Genomic DNA, 17888 nt, shown 5'->3' on the forward strand with positions numbered 1-17888 from the left:
TTGTTTAGCGTTTACTCATCTTCAGTATCTAATCCAAACTTTTTCAGACGATAGCGCAAAGAACGGAAAGACATGCCCAATTTTTTTGCTGCCAACGTACGGTTCCAGTGGGTCAGGTGCAGCGCATTCAGTAAAATGTCTTTTTCTACTTTTTCCAAGTAGGCTTCTAAACCTTCTTCAGGCAGTTTGCGTCCTGTCAGCAATACATCTGTCACGATCTGCTGCGACGTTTCTGCTGTAGGTTGTGGTTCAGTGGTTGCTGTATTGCTTATGCTGAATTGGCGTAAGGGTGCAGTTTGTAAGTGTTTGAGATCAATTACATCATCATCACTCAGGGTAATGGCACGTTCAATTATATTGCGTAATTCACGCACATTACCTGGATAGTACTGTTCTAATAAAAATTGCTGGGCACGAGGTGTCAGTTGTTTGGCAGGAATGTCCCATTCTTGTGCAACTTTTTGAATGAAGTGGTCTGCCAATAACAGAATATCTTGTCCACGTTCACGCAAGGCAGGCAAGACCAAATCCATCACGTGAATACGGAAGAATAAATCCTGACGGAAACGTCCTTGCTGAACCAAACTTTCTAAGTCCTGATGACTGGCGCTGATCACACGAAAATCGACATCAATTTCACTATCTGAACCCACAGGACGGATGCGCTTTTCCTGAACGGCACGCAGCAGTTTGACTTGCATGCTCAGTGGCAGTTCGGCAATTTCATCTAAAAATAAGCTGCCACCATGTGCAGATTGAATCAGACCTTGTTTGTCTTGAGTCGCTCCTGTAAAGCTACCTTTTTTGTGTCCAAATAGCTCGCTTTCCATGAGTTCGGTGGGGATTGCACCACAGTTAATTGCAATAAATGGTCCTTCGTTGCGGTTACTTAAACGGTGAACCAAATTGGCGACAACTTCTTTCCCCGTACCTGATTCGCCTGTAATAAATACAGGCGCTTGCGAGCGCGCAATTTTTTTGATGGTGCTGCGCAATTGCTGAATAGGCAAAGATTGCCCAATCAACATTTTATATTCAAGCTGATCTTGGCTGTGATGATCGGTGGTGTCGAAAGGTTTATTCAGTGCTTTTTCAAGGAGTTGCTGTAAATGTATTTGATTGACAGGCTTGCTGACAAAGTCAAATGCACCTGCTTTTAAAGCAGCAATCGCAATATCCATATTGCCGTAAGCGGTCAATACGGCAACAGGCACATTCGGATATTGTTCGGAAATCCATTCAACCAGTTGCAAGCCATTGCCATCGGGCAGGTTTAAGTCGGTTAAGCAAGCATCGTACTGATGTTCTGCCAATAACTGCTTGGCTTGCACTAAACGATACGCGACATGGGTTTGAATCCCCATACGTGCCAAAGTCATCTGCATGAGGGTACAAAGGTCTTCTTCGTCATCGACCAATAAAACCAAAGGTTGAACAGCGTGCATATTTTCCCCAAAACCACACAAAATTAAATCAAAACCACAGCAACAAGATTGATCCAATATCAATCGCGTTTATTCAATGGCACGTAGACATTTCATCCTGAAACATGCGCCTTGTTCTTGTTCTACATAGCTCAGCTTGGCTTGATTCGCCTCGCAAAAACTATGCGATAGATACAATCCTAAACCAGTTCCATTGATTTCGGTACTGAAAAATGGCTGGAACAGATAGAGGAGATCTTGACTGGCGACACCTGCACCAAAATCCCGCACATCAATATAAATATAAGTTGTTTGCGGGTAGACCGTAATCTCAATGGGCTGCTGTGCAGCATTGTGTCGAATGGCGTTACGAATCAGGTTAATCAGCACTTGGCGAAACTGTGATTCATCAAACTGGATGCTCAGTGGTTCGGTCAGTGTAAGCTGAATTTGACTCGCTGCATCAGGTAAATCTTCCTGAATGAATTGTGGCAAAAATTGATTGAGCTGAATCGCGACAGGCGTGGTTTGTTTATTTTTGACCATACTCAGCGTGTCGTAAATAATCTTATCAATCCGGGTCGCTTGTTTGCTGATCATGTCGGACAGCAATTGTTGCTGTGCAGCATCACTGCCTGTAAATAAATTGTTGGCTTGTACAATGGCTGCCAAAGGGTTACGAATTTCGTGCGCAATACTGGCAGAGAGTTGTCCTAAGGCGGCTAATTTGAGTTGCTGGACTTGCTGATTGATTTTACGTCCATCCTGCAGCGCCAATAAAGTCAGCGTTTGATGTGGCACTTTGAGTTTTTGCACCTGAATATGCACATGAAAATGACTCAGTTGTGACTCGAATTGAAATTTTTCTCCATCTTGCAATTGATCAAATTTGAACAGATCAAATAAATCGGGCTGAATTTTATACAATGGATAGGTCGCGTGCGCATATTTAGGATGAATCCCCAACAGATGACAGGCTGCAGGGTTGCTGAGGACGACATAGCAATTTTCATCTAAAACCAAATAGCCCATTTCGGTTTGTTCTAAAATATAACGGTTGATATTTTGTAGGCGGTTTAATTCCAAAGATTGCGAAAAATTTAGATTTTCTAAAATTTGGAAACGCCGTACTGCAATACGTCCACTGCCATAAACCACCCAAAATAAAAATGCCAATAGCGCACTTTGACCAATATTATTTAGCGATGAAAAGTCCAGCAAACTCCCAACAAAGTGTTGGTAAATCACCATAATCATCGCGATGAGGGTAATGGCTAAGGCTTTACGCTTTTGCAGCAAGAGTGATGCTGCAAAAATCGTGATCGCAAACAGCAGACTTAAATATAAATTAGGGCCATCGCTGGCAAAAGTCAGGCTACTGAGCGCGATAATATCGACTGCAAAAAACAGGGTCAGTTGTTGCGTGCTTTTAAAAGGAATATATTTATAGCTGATCAGTTGCAGGCAGCTAAAAATAAAATAGCAGACCAAGGTGTATAGATATAAACCCGGGTGCTGATATTGTGTGCCAAGCTGCTGAAAGGTGAGTAGGGTAATCAGCAGCAAACAAAAGGCAATCAGCAGTCGGTAAGTACCATACCACATGCCAAGATGATACTGATTTAACTCAGAATATTGTTTTAAATCTGGCATATCGTAAAGGTCTTATTTGTGCATCAACAGCGTTGAAAATTTAGGGTTTAATCAGTCCATAACGAATGGCAAGGTGAGTCAGTTTGACATCACTATCAATATTTAATTTTTCAAAAATACGGTAACGATAGGTATTTACGGTTTTTACACTGACAAACAACTTATCGGCAATTTCCTGTGCGCTAATACAATTCACCACCATCATCGCCACTTGCATTTCACGTTCTGAAAGACTATCAAAAGGCGATTGTTGTGTGTCAGATAAGTATGAACTTGCCAGTTGTTCGGCAATGTCGGCACTGAAGTATTTACCGCCCTGCATGACTTTTTTAATGGCACGTACCATTTCACTGACAGGTGCGCCTTTGGTGATATAGCCTTTTGCACCTGCTTTCAGCAATAAAGAAGGGTAGGGTTCTTCTGCCAAACCACTCACCGCCAAGACCTTAGTGTCTGGTGCAGTTTGCAATAGACGACGTGTGGTTTCTACGCCTCCAATCCCAGGCATGTTCACATCTAACAACACCACATTGGGATGATGCTGACGCACTAAGGTAATCGCTTCTTCACCCGATTCAGCTTGTCCAATCACCTGCACATCGGCATGGTCTTCGAGCATACGGCAAATCCCAGTACGTACCAATTCATGATCGTCGACTACTAAAACTGTGATCACCTACACTCTCCCTTTGAAAAAATCATCTTTTTTGTTACATAAAGCAAAATTAGCTTGCAATGAAACGACAAAATTAGCAATGCTATTCTTAATCTAGAATGAAAAGTTCTGCACAATATGGTGTCAAAAACGATTCATTGTTGTATTTTTAAATGTAAGGCATATTTGAGGTAATACGCAAATGTATCTTACCTCCCTGAGTTGAGTAAGCAGTCGTGAAAAATTCTAAGAAGTCGTTCATGCATGTGCTGGTCGCATCTATGATGTTCAGCCTAAGTTCTGTCAGTTTTGCTGAACTTGTCATCAATCCTTCCTCTGGGAGCGACGGTCAGGCGACCTTAAGTTGGTCTTCGGAGCAAGCCGATCAATTCTTAAATGGTGATCTGGAAAGTACCAGTGCGAGCGCTCAGGCTGCGCCAGAGAGCTATGTTGCTGAACCTACTCCGCCAGGTTCAACGAAAATTACCACTACAGTGCGTAGTAGCAATGGTGTTGCACCTGCTTCCACTGCGCCTAAAACAGTCCGTATTTTAGATACCTCTGCTTATAGCAACCAACCATCAGTTAATGCACGTGCGGCTTTGGTGATGGATGCGCAAACAGGTGAAGTGCTGTATAGCAAAAATACCAATGTGGCATTACCTATTGCATCTGTGACCAAGGTGATGACTGCCGTGGTGACTTCTGATGCACGTTTGAATATGTCTGAACAAATCACTTTGCAATCGATTGATTTTGCAGGTGCAGCAGGTAAAAACTCAAGCTCAACTTTGCGTGTGGGCGACAAGTTAAACCGTGCCGAAGCGTTACTGTTTGCATTAATGAAATCTGAAAATCCTGCAGCAGCAGCGTTGGCACGTACTTATCCAGGTGGGAAAAATGCCTTTGTAGCCGCAATGAATGCTAAAGCGCGTGAATTGGGCATGCATTCTACCCGTTTTACCGAAGCAACAGGCTTAGACCCACGTAATGTATCTTCTGCGCGTGATTTGGGTATTTTGGTCAGCACCGCTTCGCAATATGGTTTGATTCGCCAATTCTCAACCACGCCAACCTATGACTTTAACTTGGGTTATCGTGTTTTAAAATCTAACAATACCAATGCACTGGTACGTAATGGTGGTTGGAATATTAATCTGTCTAAAACAGGCTATATCAATGAAGCAGGGCGTTGTGTGGTGATGCATACCACTTTGAATAACCGTCCTGCAGTGGTGGTGCTTTTGGGTGCAGATACTTCACAAGCACGTACCAATGATGCAACTCGCTTAATGAGTTGGGCAAGTCAGTTACCTAAACGTATTTAAGAGCACATTCAGCTTGGAGCGTTGAGTTATCAATCGTATGACTCAACTTCCGTTAAAGTTGCATGATTCCAAATACAAAAAAACCTGCTAATGCAGGTTTTTTTGATCACGATTCAAAACTTACATGTTTGAAAGGATAGAGTCTTTTACTTGTTGCATTGTAGCATCAATAGAGAGCATCACCGCATCTGCACATTGTTTCATTGCAGTGTCAGGATCTTTCAGACCGTTACCTGTTACGGTACATACAATCACAGAACCTTCTTTGATTTTACCTGCTTTGATGTCGCGCATTGCACCACCAATAGACGCAGCAGATGCAGGCTCAACAAATACGCCTTCATACATTGAAAGCATGCGTTGTGCTTCTAAGATTTCAGCATCAGTTAGCTCATCAAACCAACCTTCTGAATCGCGTACAACGGCTTTGGCATGGTTCCAGCTTTGTGGGTTACCAATACGAATTGCAGTTGCAACAGTTTCAGGGTTTTCTACAGGCGCACCACGTAAGAATGGTGCAGCGCCAGACGCTTGATAACCCACCATGATTGGGCGGCCTTCAGGGTTTGGACCTGTGAATTTGTCCGTTGCTGCGTCATAGACCACTTGCTCGAATTGATCGGTAGATTGGTTGGCAACCGCTTCGGTATAACCCATCCAGTGTGCAGTAATGTTGCCTGCGTTACCTACAGGTAAGCAGTGGTAATCTGGTGCACGACCTAACTCATCTACAATTTCATACGCAATGGTCTTTTGACCTTGTAGGCGGTAAGGGTTGATCGAGTTCACAATGGTCACAGGTGCTTGGTCAGCAACTTCTTTAACTAGACGCATACCATCGTCAAAGTTACCGCGAATTTGCATGGTGATGGCACCGTACATCATCGCTTGTGCCATTTTACCCATGGCAATTTTGCCTTCAGGAATTAAAACGAATGCTTTGATGCCTGCACGTGCAGCATAGGCAGCAGCAGCAGCAGAAGTATTACCTGTAGATGCACAGATAATGGCTTTTGAACCTTCTTCAACTGCTTTAGTAACTGCCATGGTCATACCACGGTCTTTAAATGAACCTGTCGGGTTTAAGCCTTCATACTTCACATAAATTTCAACATCTTTACCAATAATGCGTGGAATATTCTCAAGCTTAATCAGTGGCGTGTTTCCTTCGCCTAGAGAGATTGCACGTGTGGTTGCAGACACTGGTAAACGGTCACGATAACGGTCAACTAAACCAGTATAACGATTGGCATTCGACATGATGATGTTCCAATTGTGTGTAGAGCTTGGCAAGGGGAAATACTCCCCTCCACCCGATTAATTATCAAGCGATTCTAAACGAATTCGTACAATTTCGCCATGAATGGTTGGCAATGCTTGAATTTGTTGTAACGCTTCATCCATTTTTGATTCTAGGACTGGGTCAGTCAGAATCACGATAGGAATAAGGTCTTTTAAGCGTGATTGCTGCATGATGGCATCAATACTGATTCCCGCGCGGCTTAAAATAGTGGTCACATCAGCAAGTACGCCAGTTTGGTCTTCGGCATTAATGCGAATGTAGTAACCCGTGGTCATTTCTTCACGGCTTAAAATTGGCAAGTCGGTTAAGGCTTCAAATGCCAATTGCGGAATTGTACCTGCGCCATCTTCGGTATAAGAAATGTCACGGACAATATCAACGACATCTGCAACTACTGCAGAGGCTGTTGGGCCTGCACCTGCACCTGCGCCATAATAGAGCGTTGGACCAACCGCATTGGCTTGTACCAAGACCGCGTTTTTCACGCCATTAACATTGGCAATCAATTCTTCTTCAGGAATTAAAGTTGGGTGAACACGCAATTCAATACCTTTATCGGTACGACGGGCAATCCCCAAGTGTTTGATGCGGAAACCGAGTTCTTCGGCATATTTCACATCTTGTGCGGTCACTTTGCCAATACCTTCGGTAAAGACTTTGTCAAACTGTAGTGGAATACCAAATGCACATGAAGCCAAAATAGTCAGTTTGTGTGCAGCATCAATACCTTCGACGTCAAAAGTCGGATCGGCTTCGGCATAGCCTAACTCTTGCGCTTCTTTCAGTACGTCTTCAAATGCACGACCTTTTTCACGCATTTCACTTAAAATGAAGTTGCCTGTACCGTTGATGATGCCTGCCAACCATTCAATTTTGTTGGCAGCCAAACCTTCACGGATGACTTTAATAATTGGAATACCACCTGCAACCGCAGCTTCATAGGCAATTTGTACGGCATTGTCTTCAGCTGCTTTAAATAGCTCATTGCCGTGTTCTGCAAGTAGGGCTTTGTTGGCTGTCACTACTTGTTTGCCGTGCTTCATGGCTTCCATGATCACGTCATAAGCAGGGTGAATACCGCCCATCACTTCAACCACCACGTCTACATCGGGTTGACGGACAATGTCCATCAAGTCGGAGCTTTGCTTGACCGATTCAGGCAAGTTTAGGTCAGGACGCGGACGACGTGTTCCCACATAAGTGATTTCAATTTCACGACCGGTGCGACGTCTAATCTCAGCAGCATTTTCTTTTAATAGTTTAAGGGCACCACCACCCACAGTACCAAGACCGAGGATTGCCAGACGAACTGGTTTCACGTCACACTCCATATTTTAATAACTTTAAGCAAGCCTAGATCATAGCTAAAAAAACGCGCTGACTCTAGGGCAGATCTCACTTATCTTCACAGTATAAAAAAAAGTAAAATAACGCATAAAAAATCGTTATTTATATTGGTTTCATAGATGCTACGTCTTGGTGTATTGGGATGATGCAGCATCCACAGATCCGCTATTTTTATTTGTCTAAGCGCTTGATCAATTCAGCGGTAGACAGATAGCCGCCTAAATATACGCCTTCGGCATTATAAATCGCAGGTGTGCCATTGACGCCCATATTTAAGCCCAATTGATACTGAGCACGAACAGGGTTTTTACAGTTGGCAGGTGCAATTTGTGCGCCATTCATGACCTGATTAAAGGCAGCGTGACGATCTTCGCTACACCAAATTGCTTCCATAGCAGGCATGTGCTGTTCACCACGCGGCCAAGCAATGTAACGGACTTCAATGCCTTTACCATTCATTTCATCCATTTGTTCATGTAGACGATGGCAATATGGACAGCTGACATCGGTAAATACATAAATGACGTGTTTGGTTTTGCCTTTGGCAGGGAATACCAATAAATCTTCCTGTTTTAATTCAGCAAAAATTTTCTTGTTCACGCCTGCTTGCAGGTTTTCACTGACGTTATGTAGTTCTTTGTCACCTAAACGGATCACATCGCCCTGAATAATGTATTTGCCATCACTGGTGGCATAGACCGATGACATGCCTTCAAGACTCACCCAAAATAAATTTGGAACTTCAGTGGCTTTAATGTCGGTAATTTTGGCGTTGATACCTGCAGTTTTAAAATGTTGCTGCAAGGTTGTACTTAAACGCTGTTGTGCATTGCGTTCAATTAGGGTTGATGCTTCACCCGTTGCAGGCGCACTGGCGGTGAGTGTGGTTTGCTTTTTATCTTCATTGTTTGCATTTGAACATGCGGTGATTGCAAAAGCACTTGCCAGTGAACAGGCAATCAAAAGTGTCGAGCGGGTAAATGTCATAAACAACCCTTTCTTGTTGGCATAAAAAATAGAGCGTTAGCATAACAAAAAATATTCGTGATCGTTAGGGTCTGTTGCCATTTCATAAATGGCTTACGTTCATAGATGAAGTGTCAACAGACCCTATGCTTCTACGTCGTTTTTGTTTTTTTAAGCCCGTGGATGATGCTGGGCATGCAATTGCTGCATACGGATTTGTGCGACGTGGGTGTAGATTTGTGTGGTGGATAAATCACTATGTCCGAGCAGCATTTGTACCACACGTAAATCTGCACCATGATTCAGCAAGTGGGTGGCAAAGGCATGTCTTAATGTGTGTGGCGATAACTCGGCCTGAATCCCTGCTTGCAGGGCATAGCGTTTAATGGCATACCAGAAATTTTGACGGCTCATGATGCCGCCATGCACCGTTAAAAATAGATAATCGGTGGCACTTTTATACAGTTGTGGACGTGACTCGGTTAAATATTTTTCTATCCACTCACAAGCAACTTGTCCCATAGGCACCAAACGCTCTTTATTACCTTTACCTACAATTCGTAAATAGCCTTGTTTTAGGTTGATCAATTCTAAACGTAAATTCAGTAACTCCGTCACCCGTAAACCGCAAGCATATAAGACTTCTAGCATGGCACGATCTCGTAATCCTAGTGCAGTGTTGATATCTGGGGCGTGAATTAAAGCTTCCACATCGGCTTCAGATAAATCTTTGGGTAAGGCACGACCTAATTTTGGAGTTTTATGCGCAGCAACAGGGTTGTCAGAACGTAGTTTGTGTTCTCTTAAAAATTTATAAAAAGAACGTAGCGCAGATAGGCAGCGTGCAATAGAGCGGGGGCTTTTTTGTTGTTTGGTGAGTTCGATGAGTACATCCGAAATATCGTCATGATCCCATTCAGGCATAGCTTTGCTGACATAGTCACTGCATTGAATTAAATCGGACAGATAGGCATTGCGGGTATGCGGGCTGACACTTTGCGCGATTAAATCGTTGCGATAGCCTTCCAAAAAGCTCAAAGCTTCTGGAATTTGTATTGCAGCAGGAATACGAGGTTTTTTGTTCAGCATAGGAATCACAGGCGAAATCACAAAATTAATTGAGAAATTCGATAATAAGCAGCGTTATTTTCTACTCTAATCCAATTCAGCAGGGCTGTCGATGTGATATAAAGCATTTAAATGTAAGTCGACCTTATTTGTTAATTGTTCTCATTTGCATGCTATAATGTGCAAAATGGTATAGGAATTTCACGGTGCGTTTGTCAGAACTTAAAGCAAAACAAACAGCCATCATCCGTCAGGTATTACGTACTGCCGATGGTGGAACATCCCTTAGTGACTTAGTGGCAAACCGCTTAGAAACACTGGGTTTTGTGCCGGGTACGCAGGTGCAGGTGATTACCAAAGGTATTTTTGGTGGTGATCCAATCTTGATTCAAGTGGGATTTACCCGTTTTGCTTTGCGCAAAGTAGAAGCTGAACGCATTGAAATTGAACAAGGGGTGTCCGCATGAGCGATGCCTTACGTATCGCACTTGTAGGGAATCCAAACTGCGGTAAAACATCTTTATTTAACCATTTGACAGGGACACGTCAAAAAGTTGGCAACTACGCAGGCGTGACCGTAGAGCGTAAAGTCGGGCAATTCACCTTGCCTTCGGGACAGGCGGTGCGGGTGTTGGATTTGCCCGGAACTTATAGTTTAGAAGCCACCAGTCCCGACGAAGCCATTACTCGAGATGTGGTACAAGGCAAAATAGCCGAAGAAGGTCAGCAAGATGCCTTTCTTTGTGTCGTGGATGCCACCAACCTGAAATTGCATTTGGGCTTGGTTTTGGAAATGATTGCACTGGGTCGTCCGATTTTGTTGGTACTCAACATGATGGATGAGGCGCGTCGTCGTGGCATGCAAATCAACACGCAAAAATTGTCTGAGCGTTTGGGTGTACCTGTGGTGGAAACCGTGGCAGTGCGTGATTCAGGTATTCAAAACTTAATGCATGCCTTAGATCAGGGTAAATTTGCTGTTCCGCAGACAGAATTGACAGGCTTAACCGGCAGTCAGCATCAACGGATTCAAACCATTTTGCATGATGTGGTGCACTTTGTAGATCAAGAAGACAAACGCTCCGACTTCCTCGATAAAATCTTTTTACATCCTGTATTCGGCTTAGTCAGCCTTGCGGTGATGATGTTTGTTGTCTTCCAAGCGGTATTTGCTTGGGCTGCACCGTTTATGGATGGCATCGAAAGTTTATTTGGCTGGCTAGGTGAAGTGATTGGCGAAAACATTAGCCATCCCTTGCTGAACAGCTTGATTGTGGATGGCATTATTGCGGGCGCAGGCGGTGTGGTGGTGTTCTTGCCGCAAATTTTAATTCTGTTCCTGTTTATTTTAATTTTAGAGGAATCGGGTTATTTGCCACGTGCCGCATTCTTGCTCGATAAGCTGATGTTTAGCGCAGGTTTGAGTGGTCGTGCCTTTATTCCATTGCTGTCTAGTTTTGCCTGTGCAGTGCCAGGCATTATGGCAACGCGTAGTATTGCTGACCCACGTGATCGTTTAACCACGATTATGGTTGCACCGTTAATGACCTGTTCTGCGCGCTTGCCTGTATATGCCTTACTCATCGCAGCATTCATTCCCAATCAAACCGTATGGGGCATGTTTAATTTACAAGGTCTGGTCTTATTTGGTCTGTATATGGCGGGCATTGTGAGTGCCTTGGGCGTATCTTTTGTGCTTAAATTTTTACAAAAAGATAAATCTGAGCATGTCTTGTTGATGGAGTTGCCTAGCTACCGTTTTCCAGACCTAAAAAGTGTTTGGATTGGTTTACTAGATCGCGCCAAAATTTTCTTAAAGCGTGTCGGTGGCATTATTTTTGCACTGTCGATTTTATTGTGGTTCTTGTGTACGTTCCCGCAACCGCCTGAAGGCGCGACCATGCCTGCAATTGACTATAGTTTTGCAGGGATGCTGGGGCATGTATTACAGCCAATTTTTGCTCCTGTGGGCTTTAACTGGCAGATCGTGATTGCCTTGATTCCTGCGATGGCAGCGCGTGAAGTGGTGGTGGCTGCATTAGGCACAGTCTATGCCTTATCTGCAGTCGATGAAGACGCTATGTCAGAGGGTTTGGCCGCTTTAATTAGTGGCGGTGGTGAACTTGGTTGGTCATTGGCTACAGGTTTGTCATTGTTGGTGTGGTTTATTTATGCACCGCATTGTTTGGCGACTTTGGCTACTGTAAAGCGTGAAACAGGCTCATGGCGTACAGTCAGTTTTATGACGGTGTATTTATTTGGTTTGGCCTACTTTATGTCATTCCTGACTTATCAAACAGCCTCATATTTATTGGGTTAAGGCTATTTTAGGTTTCACAGGAGAAGACGAACATGATTGAAATTCTGATTGTTGCTGCACTGGTACTGTGGAGTGCGGTAGTGGTTTTTAAAAAAGTCTTTCCCAAGACTTCTAGCGCAGTTTTTCTAAAACTGTCCAATGCCTGTGCAGAAAAAGGTTGGCATGGTTTGGCAAAGTGGTTGAAGCCTGCGGCAGTGGCAGGTTGTGGTGGCAGTTGTGGATGTGACAGCAAAGATCAACCCACCGAAAAGAAAGTTGAAGTCCAAGCAGTAAAATGGAAATAGCCACATCTATCCAACTTTACTGAGATGTTTGAAAAAACCGTCAGCGATCTGACGGTTTTTTTACGCACTGACACAAAAAATTTGCAGAAACTGCAAACAGAAAAAGCATTCAAAACAGCAAAGTGCTACCATTTTGTCAGTTTCAAAATTACCGCACAAAATGGGGCAAAAATGTTAATACAACGTGGTGGATTAAAAGTCGTTGCAGGGCTTGGTATTTCGGGTGTTGCAGCCGTTAATTTCTTACATCATCAGGGTTACCGCGTTGCTGTGACAGACTCACGCCCCACACCTCCAGGACATGATCAAATTCCAGCCGAGGTTGAAACCCGTTTTGGGCAGTTTGATCAGGATTTGTTGCTGTCGGCAGAAGAAATTGTGATTAGCCCTGGGCTAGATCCAAAATTACCTGAAATTCAGGCTGCCATGGCGCAGGGTATTCCTGTGGTGAGCGAAATTCAGATTTTACGTCGTGCAACCGACAAACCTATTGTGGCCATTACTGGCTCAAATGCGAAAAGTACCGTGACCACGTTAATTGGTTTAATGGCAGAGCAGGCGGGTAAAAAGGTGGCTGTGGGCGGTAATTTAGGCCGTCCTGCGTTGGATTTGATTAAAGATGATCCTGAACTGTATATATTGGAACTCTCCAGTTTTCAGCTAGAAACCACATCGAATTTAAATGCAGAAGTGGCTGTGGTGCTAAATATGAGTGAAGATCACTTAGACCGCCATGGTGATATGCTGGGGTATCACACTGCCAAACATCGTATTTTCCAAGGTGTCAAAAAAGTGGTGTTTAACCGTGATGATGCCCTGAGCCGTCCGTTAGTACCCGATCAAACCCCAATGCAAAGTTTTGGCTTAAATGCGCCTGACTTAAACCAATTCGGTTTATTAAAAGATGATGATGGCAGTATGTGGCTGGCACGTGGGCGTGAGCGTTTATTGAAAAGTACCGAAATGTATATTCAAGGTACGCATAACATTGCTAATGCCTTGGCTTGCTTGGCGTTGGGTGAAGCGATTGGTTTGCCTATGGCAAGCATGTTGGAAACGCTGAAAACTTTTAAAGGTTTGGAACACCGCTGTGAATTTGTCAAAACCTTGCATGAGGTGCGTTATTATAATGATTCTAAAGGCACCAATATTGGTGCGACTTTGGCGGCTTTGGATGGCTTGGGTGCTGCAATTCAGGCTCAAGGTGGGCAAGTCGCCATTATTTTAGGTGGGCAAGGCAAAGGGCAGGACTTTACTGCGCTGCGTGCTTCCTTGCAGCAATATGCCAAACTCGCGGTGTTGATTGGTGAGGATGCACCGCAAATTGAAGCTGCAATTGCGGGTACGACCACACTTTTGCGTGCAGAGACCTTACAACAGGCAGTCGAAATTTGCCAACAACATACACAAGCGCATGATGTGGTGCTATTGTCACCTGCATGTGCAAGTTTTGATATGTTCTCGGGCTATCCAGAACGTGGTCACAAGTTCGTTGCTTATGTTAACGCGCTGGTATAACAACAATAAGGGATGAGATATGGCTGGCTTGGCTCAGACAACAATCAATAAACTCAATCAGGTCTATGACCGTTGGCTGCCAAAACTGCCTGCGGAAATAAATGTGCGTAATGTGCTGATTTTTAGTGTATTGGCATTGTTATGTATTGGCTCGATTATGGTGGCATCGGCGTCGATGCCCTATGCAGAGCGTATGCATGAAAATGCTTTTCACTATGTTTTCCGCCATGGTATTTCGATTGTGGTGGCCTTGGTTGCTGCTTTTGTTGTGTATAAAGTGCCGCTTAATACATGGTTTAACAATACCTTTTTTCTGTGGATTGTCACCATTGCCTTATTGATTGCAGTTTTGGTTGTTGGTACTGAGGTTAATGGCTCTAAACGCTGGATTCGGGTTGCAGGATTTACCTTACAAGCCTCTGAAGTCGCCAAAGTCATGATGGCCATATTTACTGCAGATTATGTGGTGCGACGTGCTGAAGAAGTGCGTAACAATATTAAAGGCTTGGTACGTCTTGCGGTGATTATGGCCGTGACCGTTGGTTTGGTGATTGCAGAGCCAGATTTAGGGGCTACTGTGGTGATTGCCTTGACCATGCTGGGCGTCTTCTTTTTGGCAGGTGCACCGTTAATTCAGTTTGGTATTGCCTTCGGGGCAATTATTGCCGCCTTTGTGTTTTTGGTGGTATTTGAGCCTTATCGTTTTGAGCGTTTAATGTCGTTCTCAAACCCGTGGAATGACCCTTTGGGTGTTGGCTATCAGTTATCTAACGCTTTAATGGCATTTGGTCGTGGTGAGTGGGTTGGTGTAGGTTTAGGGCACAGTATTCAGAAAATGTCCTATTTACCAGAAGCGCATACAGACTTTATGTTGGCTGTGTTGGGTGAAGAGTTCGGCTTTTTGGGTATTTTTGTGGTGATCAGCCTGTCTTTTGCGATGCTGGTTTCTTGTATTAAAATTGGTCATCGTGCCCTAAAAAACCAATATTTACGTGCAGGCTATTTGGCGTATGGAATCAGCATCATCTTCTTGTTACAGATTATGGTGAATGCGGGCATGAATATGGGCATGTTGCCAACCAAAGGTCTGACGCTACCATTCATTAGTTATGGTGGTTCATCTTTGATTATGTGCGCAGTCATGGTGAGTCTAATTCTGAAAATTGAAGCCTCGACCCATGAAACCAATCCAAGCCGTGAAGAATCTAGTTTCTAGTCTTAAGCTTCTAGATTCATCTCTTTAGCAGAATTCGGCTGAGCATGGTTTAGCACCATGCTTGGCATTTCAGTTCCACAATGTAAACACTTCACCGTAGCATTCTGCTGTTTCGACACAGGAAAAAGCGGAATAAAAAATAAAGAAAAATATTGCCGCCGTTGTCTTAATTCATATCTGCTGTGGGTACGACAAACAGGACAAGTAAACTGATTGCTTTCCACGACTTTGGTTTTCGGCCCTACACCAAAAATAAAAAACATAGATGCTTCTGCCTAAATCTGCGAATGTGACTTTGAGCATAAACGAATCTGGAATTTTATAAGTAGCAACCGTGTAACGTAGTACCTACAGGAATACGAGATACATCCCATTGTTGAATGCCTTGCTGCAACATACGTGCTGGCGTGTCGAGGACAATAGGGGGCTGATTTAGCGCAGTAAACGCAGCCTGAAGCAATTGTGGGGCTTGGGTTGAGTCTAAAGCCTGAGCAAGGTTTTGTTTAGACAGTTTCTGTCCTTGCGCATTCATGGCCAAAGGCAAGTGCATATAATTAAGGCGTGGATAGCCTAACAATTGCCCCAAATAAATTTGTCGTGCAGTGTTGTCCAGCAAATCTGCCCCACGAACTACATGCGTGATGCCTTGCAAATAGTCATCCACCACTACCGCCAATTGATAGTTGATAATGCCATCGCGCCGTTTCAATACAAAATCTCCCAAGTCCTGCGCTAGGTTGGAACATTGTTGACCTTGTAAACGGTCTTGAAAGCAGATGTCCTGATCGTTCACTTTGACGCGAATGGCTTGTTCTACAAAATCTAGCCCTAGATTGCGGCAGGTCCCTGCATAAATATGATTAGAGCCAAGCATTTTGCGGGTGCATTGACAGGCATAGACTAAATTTTGTTGCTGTAACTGTTGCAATACGGCTTCATAAAGCTCAAGATGATCTTTCTGGAAAATAATTTCAGCATCAGGTTCAAATTGAAAAGCATCTATGCAGCGCAAGATATGGCTTTCACTACCTGGGTAGATGCGAGGAATATCGGTATCTTCAATGCGGACGAGCCATTTGCCGTGCTGAGCTTTGGCATCACAATAACTGGCTACTGCTGTAATGAGTGAGCCAAAATGCAAAGGGCCGGTTGGCGATGGCGCAAACCGACCTGTGTAGCGAGTGAGCGAAACATCGTTTCGCTGCTGCTCAAGCTCCGAACTGTGTTCGGCTAGGAAATTCTCAACAGTCACGATTAACCGTTGTTTTGCTTCTCTTTGATCTCTGCCAAAGTTTTGCAATCAATACATAACGTTGCAGTTGGACGCGCTTCTAAACGACGTAAACCGATTTCGATACCGCAAGTTTCACAGAAACCATAGTCATCGTTTTTAATCGCTTCAATAGATTGTTCAATTTTACGAATCAATTTACGTTCACGGTCACGAGTACGCAATTCAATTGCAAACTCTTCTTCTTGAGTCGCACGGTCGTTTACATCTGGCAAGGCTGTATTTTCGTCTTGCATGGTGTTTAAAGTGCGGTCAACTTCTGACATTAACTCTTCTTTCCACGCCATAAGAATTTGACGGAAATGCTCGAGTTGTCCTTCAGACATGTATTCTTCATTTTTTTTAGGCTGATAAGGTGCAATACCAAATAAGCTAGCTGTAGAACCGCCCTCTAAAGCCTTTGGCTTTGCCTTACGCACGCGTTTTGTAGCTTTTTCTTCTACAAGATCTGTTTGTTCGTCCAAGACTTGATTTTGGTTGTCATTCGCCATGTAGGGCATTCCTCATCATATGCGTACGATTGGTACGCGAAAAATATGGTGATATGCAAGTGTTTTTATCCACTCCCAAAGAACAATATTCGATCTTCGGGGGACGTCATCATATAGACTTTTTTTGATTATGGATAGTCTTTGATGTTTGGATGTGTTATCGCATTTTTTCGTTGAAGGCATAAAGTAAAGCAAAAGAAATAAAATGAAAAGTTAATAACCTGAAATTTCAAAATTTATTTGTTGCACGATATGCTCAACCCGATGCACCTGAGTGCGAAAACTGCCATCTGCATTCAAATGTAACACACGGTAACCCGGGGCTTCTGTACCTAAAGCAAAGTGTTGGCTGTGTGGTTTGAACTGCACGCAGGTCGATGGGGTTGAGTAAAACTGAATCCCTTGCCATTCATTGAGTGAGTCCTGATGCACATGACCACACAGCACCAGTTTGACGTGACTGTGCCGCGCCAATACATCAATTAATTCTTCAGTATTTTTTAACTTGTGCTGATCAATCCAGTGTGAATGCATATCAAAAGGATGATGATGACAGGCAATGATCACATGCTGATGCGCATGTTGTTGCAGAACCTGATCTAATTGTTGTAACTGTGCTGCATCCATCCAGCCGTCGACACGGTTTTTGACGGCTGTATTCAGCAAGATCACGCACCAGTTACCCAGTTCAATCGCATGGACCTGATTGCATTGCAGATAAAAAGGGAATACCTCGGCATCATCATGATTGCCAGGAATTTGATAATGCGGAATATTTAACGCCTGCATAAATTTTAAATAGCGCTGATATGTCGCTGCGACAGGCACTTGTGCTAAATCGCCGGTATGAAAAATTGCATCGGCCTGCGGGTATTGTTGTGTAATATCCTGCATGACCGCATGAAAACTGTGTTCAGGATTCATGTGTACAAACTCTAAATCATCCTGATCCATGAGATGTGTATCTGAAATTTGTACAATGGTCCAGCGCTCTGGCTGGTGTGTATTTGGGAATAAAGTCATG

General features: G+C 43.7%; 17 protein-coding genes. 6 read left to right on the forward strand and 11 right to left on the reverse strand.

Features of this window, described 5'->3' with window-relative positions; genetic code table 11:
- Positions 1–11: 11 nt before the first annotated feature.
- The 3 genes from HYG89_RS02475 to HYG89_RS02485 form a co-directional block, all read right to left on the reverse strand.
- A complete protein-coding gene (locus tag HYG89_RS02475) occupies positions 12–1445 on the reverse strand; it encodes a sigma-54 dependent transcriptional regulator (protein WP_178865935.1) in 1434 nt (477 codons plus the stop codon).
- A 69-nt stretch (positions 1446–1514) separates the two neighbouring features.
- Positions 1515–3077, reverse strand: a complete 1563-nt coding sequence (locus HYG89_RS02480; RefSeq protein ID WP_178865937.1) for a PAS domain-containing sensor histidine kinase — start codon at positions 3075–3077, stop codon at positions 1515–1517.
- Between the two features lie 40 nt (positions 3078–3117).
- Positions 3118–3753 carry a response regulator gene (locus HYG89_RS02485; RefSeq protein WP_004975702.1) on the reverse strand — a complete coding sequence of 212 codons (636 nt, stop codon included), beginning with the start codon at positions 3751–3753 and terminating at the stop codon, positions 3118–3120.
- 215 nt (positions 3754–3968) lie between these two features.
- Between HYG89_RS02485 and HYG89_RS02490 the strand changes: the two genes are divergently transcribed.
- Positions 3969–5060 carry a serine hydrolase gene (locus tag HYG89_RS02490; protein WP_131260992.1) on the forward strand — a complete coding sequence of 364 codons (1092 nt, stop codon included), beginning with the start codon at positions 3969–3971 and terminating at the stop codon, positions 5058–5060.
- Positions 5061–5180: 120 nt separating this feature from the next.
- Here HYG89_RS02490 and thrC read toward each other — a convergent pair whose 3' ends face one another.
- The 4 genes from thrC to xerD form a co-directional block, all read right to left on the reverse strand.
- Entirely contained in the window at positions 5181–6320 is a 1140-nt protein-coding gene (gene thrC, locus HYG89_RS02495) for a threonine synthase (RefSeq protein WP_178865939.1), read from the reverse strand.
- A 57-nt stretch (positions 6321–6377) separates the two neighbouring features.
- Positions 6378–7682 carry a homoserine dehydrogenase gene (locus tag HYG89_RS02500; RefSeq protein WP_004975708.1) on the reverse strand — a complete coding sequence of 435 codons (1305 nt, stop codon included), beginning with the start codon at positions 7680–7682 and terminating at the stop codon, positions 6378–6380.
- A 199-nt stretch (positions 7683–7881) separates the two neighbouring features.
- The gene (locus HYG89_RS02505; protein ID WP_004975709.1) at positions 7882–8697 is read right to left on the reverse strand and encodes a DsbC family protein; all 816 of its coding nucleotides are present in this window, start codon (positions 8695–8697) and stop codon (positions 7882–7884) included.
- A 150-nt stretch (positions 8698–8847) separates the two neighbouring features.
- Positions 8848–9765, reverse strand: coding sequence for a site-specific tyrosine recombinase XerD (gene xerD, locus HYG89_RS02510; protein WP_178865941.1), 918 nt, complete (start codon positions 9763–9765; stop codon positions 8848–8850).
- Between the two features lie 185 nt (positions 9766–9950).
- Between xerD and HYG89_RS02515 the strand changes: the two genes are divergently transcribed.
- From HYG89_RS02515 to ftsW, 5 genes are all read left to right on the forward strand, one after another.
- A complete protein-coding gene (locus HYG89_RS02515) occupies positions 9951–10211 on the forward strand; it encodes a FeoA family protein (RefSeq protein ID WP_004975713.1) in 261 nt (86 codons plus the stop codon).
- On the forward strand, positions 10208–12064 hold the full coding sequence (locus HYG89_RS02520) for a ferrous iron transporter B (protein ID WP_178865943.1): 1857 nt from the start codon (positions 10208–10210) through the stop codon (positions 12062–12064). Before HYG89_RS02515 ends, HYG89_RS02520 begins: the two co-directional genes overlap by 4 nt.
- 32 nt (positions 12065–12096) lie before the next feature.
- Positions 12097–12348, forward strand: a complete 252-nt coding sequence (locus HYG89_RS02525) for a DUF6587 family protein (protein ID WP_168418379.1) — start codon at positions 12097–12099, stop codon at positions 12346–12348.
- A gap of 171 nt (positions 12349–12519) precedes the next feature.
- A complete protein-coding gene (gene murD, locus HYG89_RS02530) occupies positions 12520–13866 on the forward strand; it encodes a UDP-N-acetylmuramoyl-L-alanine--D-glutamate ligase (protein WP_178865946.1) in 1347 nt (448 codons plus the stop codon).
- Between the two features lie 19 nt (positions 13867–13885).
- Positions 13886–15082 carry a putative lipid II flippase FtsW gene (gene ftsW / locus HYG89_RS02535; RefSeq protein ID WP_168418382.1) on the forward strand — a complete coding sequence of 399 codons (1197 nt, stop codon included), beginning with the start codon at positions 13886–13888 and terminating at the stop codon, positions 15080–15082.
- A 2-nt stretch (positions 15083–15084) separates the two neighbouring features.
- Here the strand turns inward: ftsW and HYG89_RS02540 are convergent, their stop codons facing one another.
- From HYG89_RS02540 to cpdA, 4 genes are all read right to left on the reverse strand, one after another.
- Complete coding sequence (locus HYG89_RS02540; protein WP_168418384.1) at positions 15085–15345, reverse strand: zinc-ribbon domain-containing protein; 261 nt, start codon at positions 15343–15345, stop codon at positions 15085–15087.
- A gap of 56 nt (positions 15346–15401) precedes the next feature.
- A complete protein-coding gene (gluQRS, locus tag HYG89_RS02545; protein WP_178865948.1) occupies positions 15402–16334 on the reverse strand; it encodes a tRNA glutamyl-Q(34) synthetase GluQRS in 933 nt (310 codons plus the stop codon).
- 2 nt (positions 16335–16336) lie between these two features.
- Positions 16337–16864, reverse strand: coding sequence for an RNA polymerase-binding protein DksA (gene dksA / locus HYG89_RS02550; protein ID WP_004975725.1), 528 nt, complete (start codon positions 16862–16864; stop codon positions 16337–16339).
- A 213-nt stretch (positions 16865–17077) separates the two neighbouring features.
- Complete coding sequence (cpdA, locus tag HYG89_RS02555) at positions 17078–17887, reverse strand: 3',5'-cyclic-AMP phosphodiesterase (RefSeq protein WP_178865950.1); 810 nt, start codon at positions 17885–17887, stop codon at positions 17078–17080.
- Between the last annotated feature and the right edge of the window lies 1 nt (position 17888).

The organism is Acinetobacter sp. SwsAc5, assembly GCF_013391485.1.
Taxonomy (GTDB): Bacteria; Pseudomonadota; Gammaproteobacteria; order Pseudomonadales; family Moraxellaceae; genus Acinetobacter; species Acinetobacter towneri.

Bases quoted from the DNA above. Each gene is read 5' to 3' on its own strand.
- HYG89_RS02475 (WP_178865935.1), bottom strand. From the start codon at position 1,445: ATGCACGCTGTTCAACCTTTGGTTTTATTGGTCGATGACGAAGAAGAC.
- HYG89_RS02480 (WP_178865937.1), bottom strand. From the start codon at position 3,077: ATGCCAGATTTAAAACAATATTCTGAGTTAAATCAGTATCATCTTGGC.
- thrC (WP_178865939.1), bottom strand. From the start codon at position 6,320: ATGTCGAATGCCAATCGTTATACTGGTTTAGTTGACCGTTATCGTGAC.
- HYG89_RS02505 (WP_004975709.1), bottom strand. From the start codon at position 8,697: ATGACATTTACCCGCTCGACACTTTTGATTGCCTGTTCACTGGCAAGT.
- xerD (WP_178865941.1), bottom strand. From the start codon at position 9,765: ATGCTGAACAAAAAACCTCGTATTCCTGCTGCAATACAAATTCCAGAA.
- HYG89_RS02520 (WP_178865943.1), top strand. From the start codon at position 10,208: ATGAGCGATGCCTTACGTATCGCACTTGTAGGGAATCCAAACTGCGGT.
- HYG89_RS02525 (WP_168418379.1), top strand. From the start codon at position 12,097: ATGATTGAAATTCTGATTGTTGCTGCACTGGTACTGTGGAGTGCGGTA.
- murD (WP_178865946.1), top strand. From the start codon at position 12,520: ATGTTAATACAACGTGGTGGATTAAAAGTCGTTGCAGGGCTTGGTATT.
- ftsW (WP_168418382.1), top strand. From the start codon at position 13,886: ATGGCTGGCTTGGCTCAGACAACAATCAATAAACTCAATCAGGTCTAT.
- HYG89_RS02540 (WP_168418384.1), bottom strand. From the start codon at position 15,345: ATGTTTTTTATTTTTGGTGTAGGGCCGAAAACCAAAGTCGTGGAAAGC.
- dksA (WP_004975725.1), bottom strand. From the start codon at position 16,864: ATGGCGAATGACAACCAAAATCAAGTCTTGGACGAACAAACAGATCTT.
- cpdA (WP_178865950.1), bottom strand. From the start codon at position 17,887: ATGACTTTATTCCCAAATACACACCAGCCAGAGCGCTGGACCATTGTA.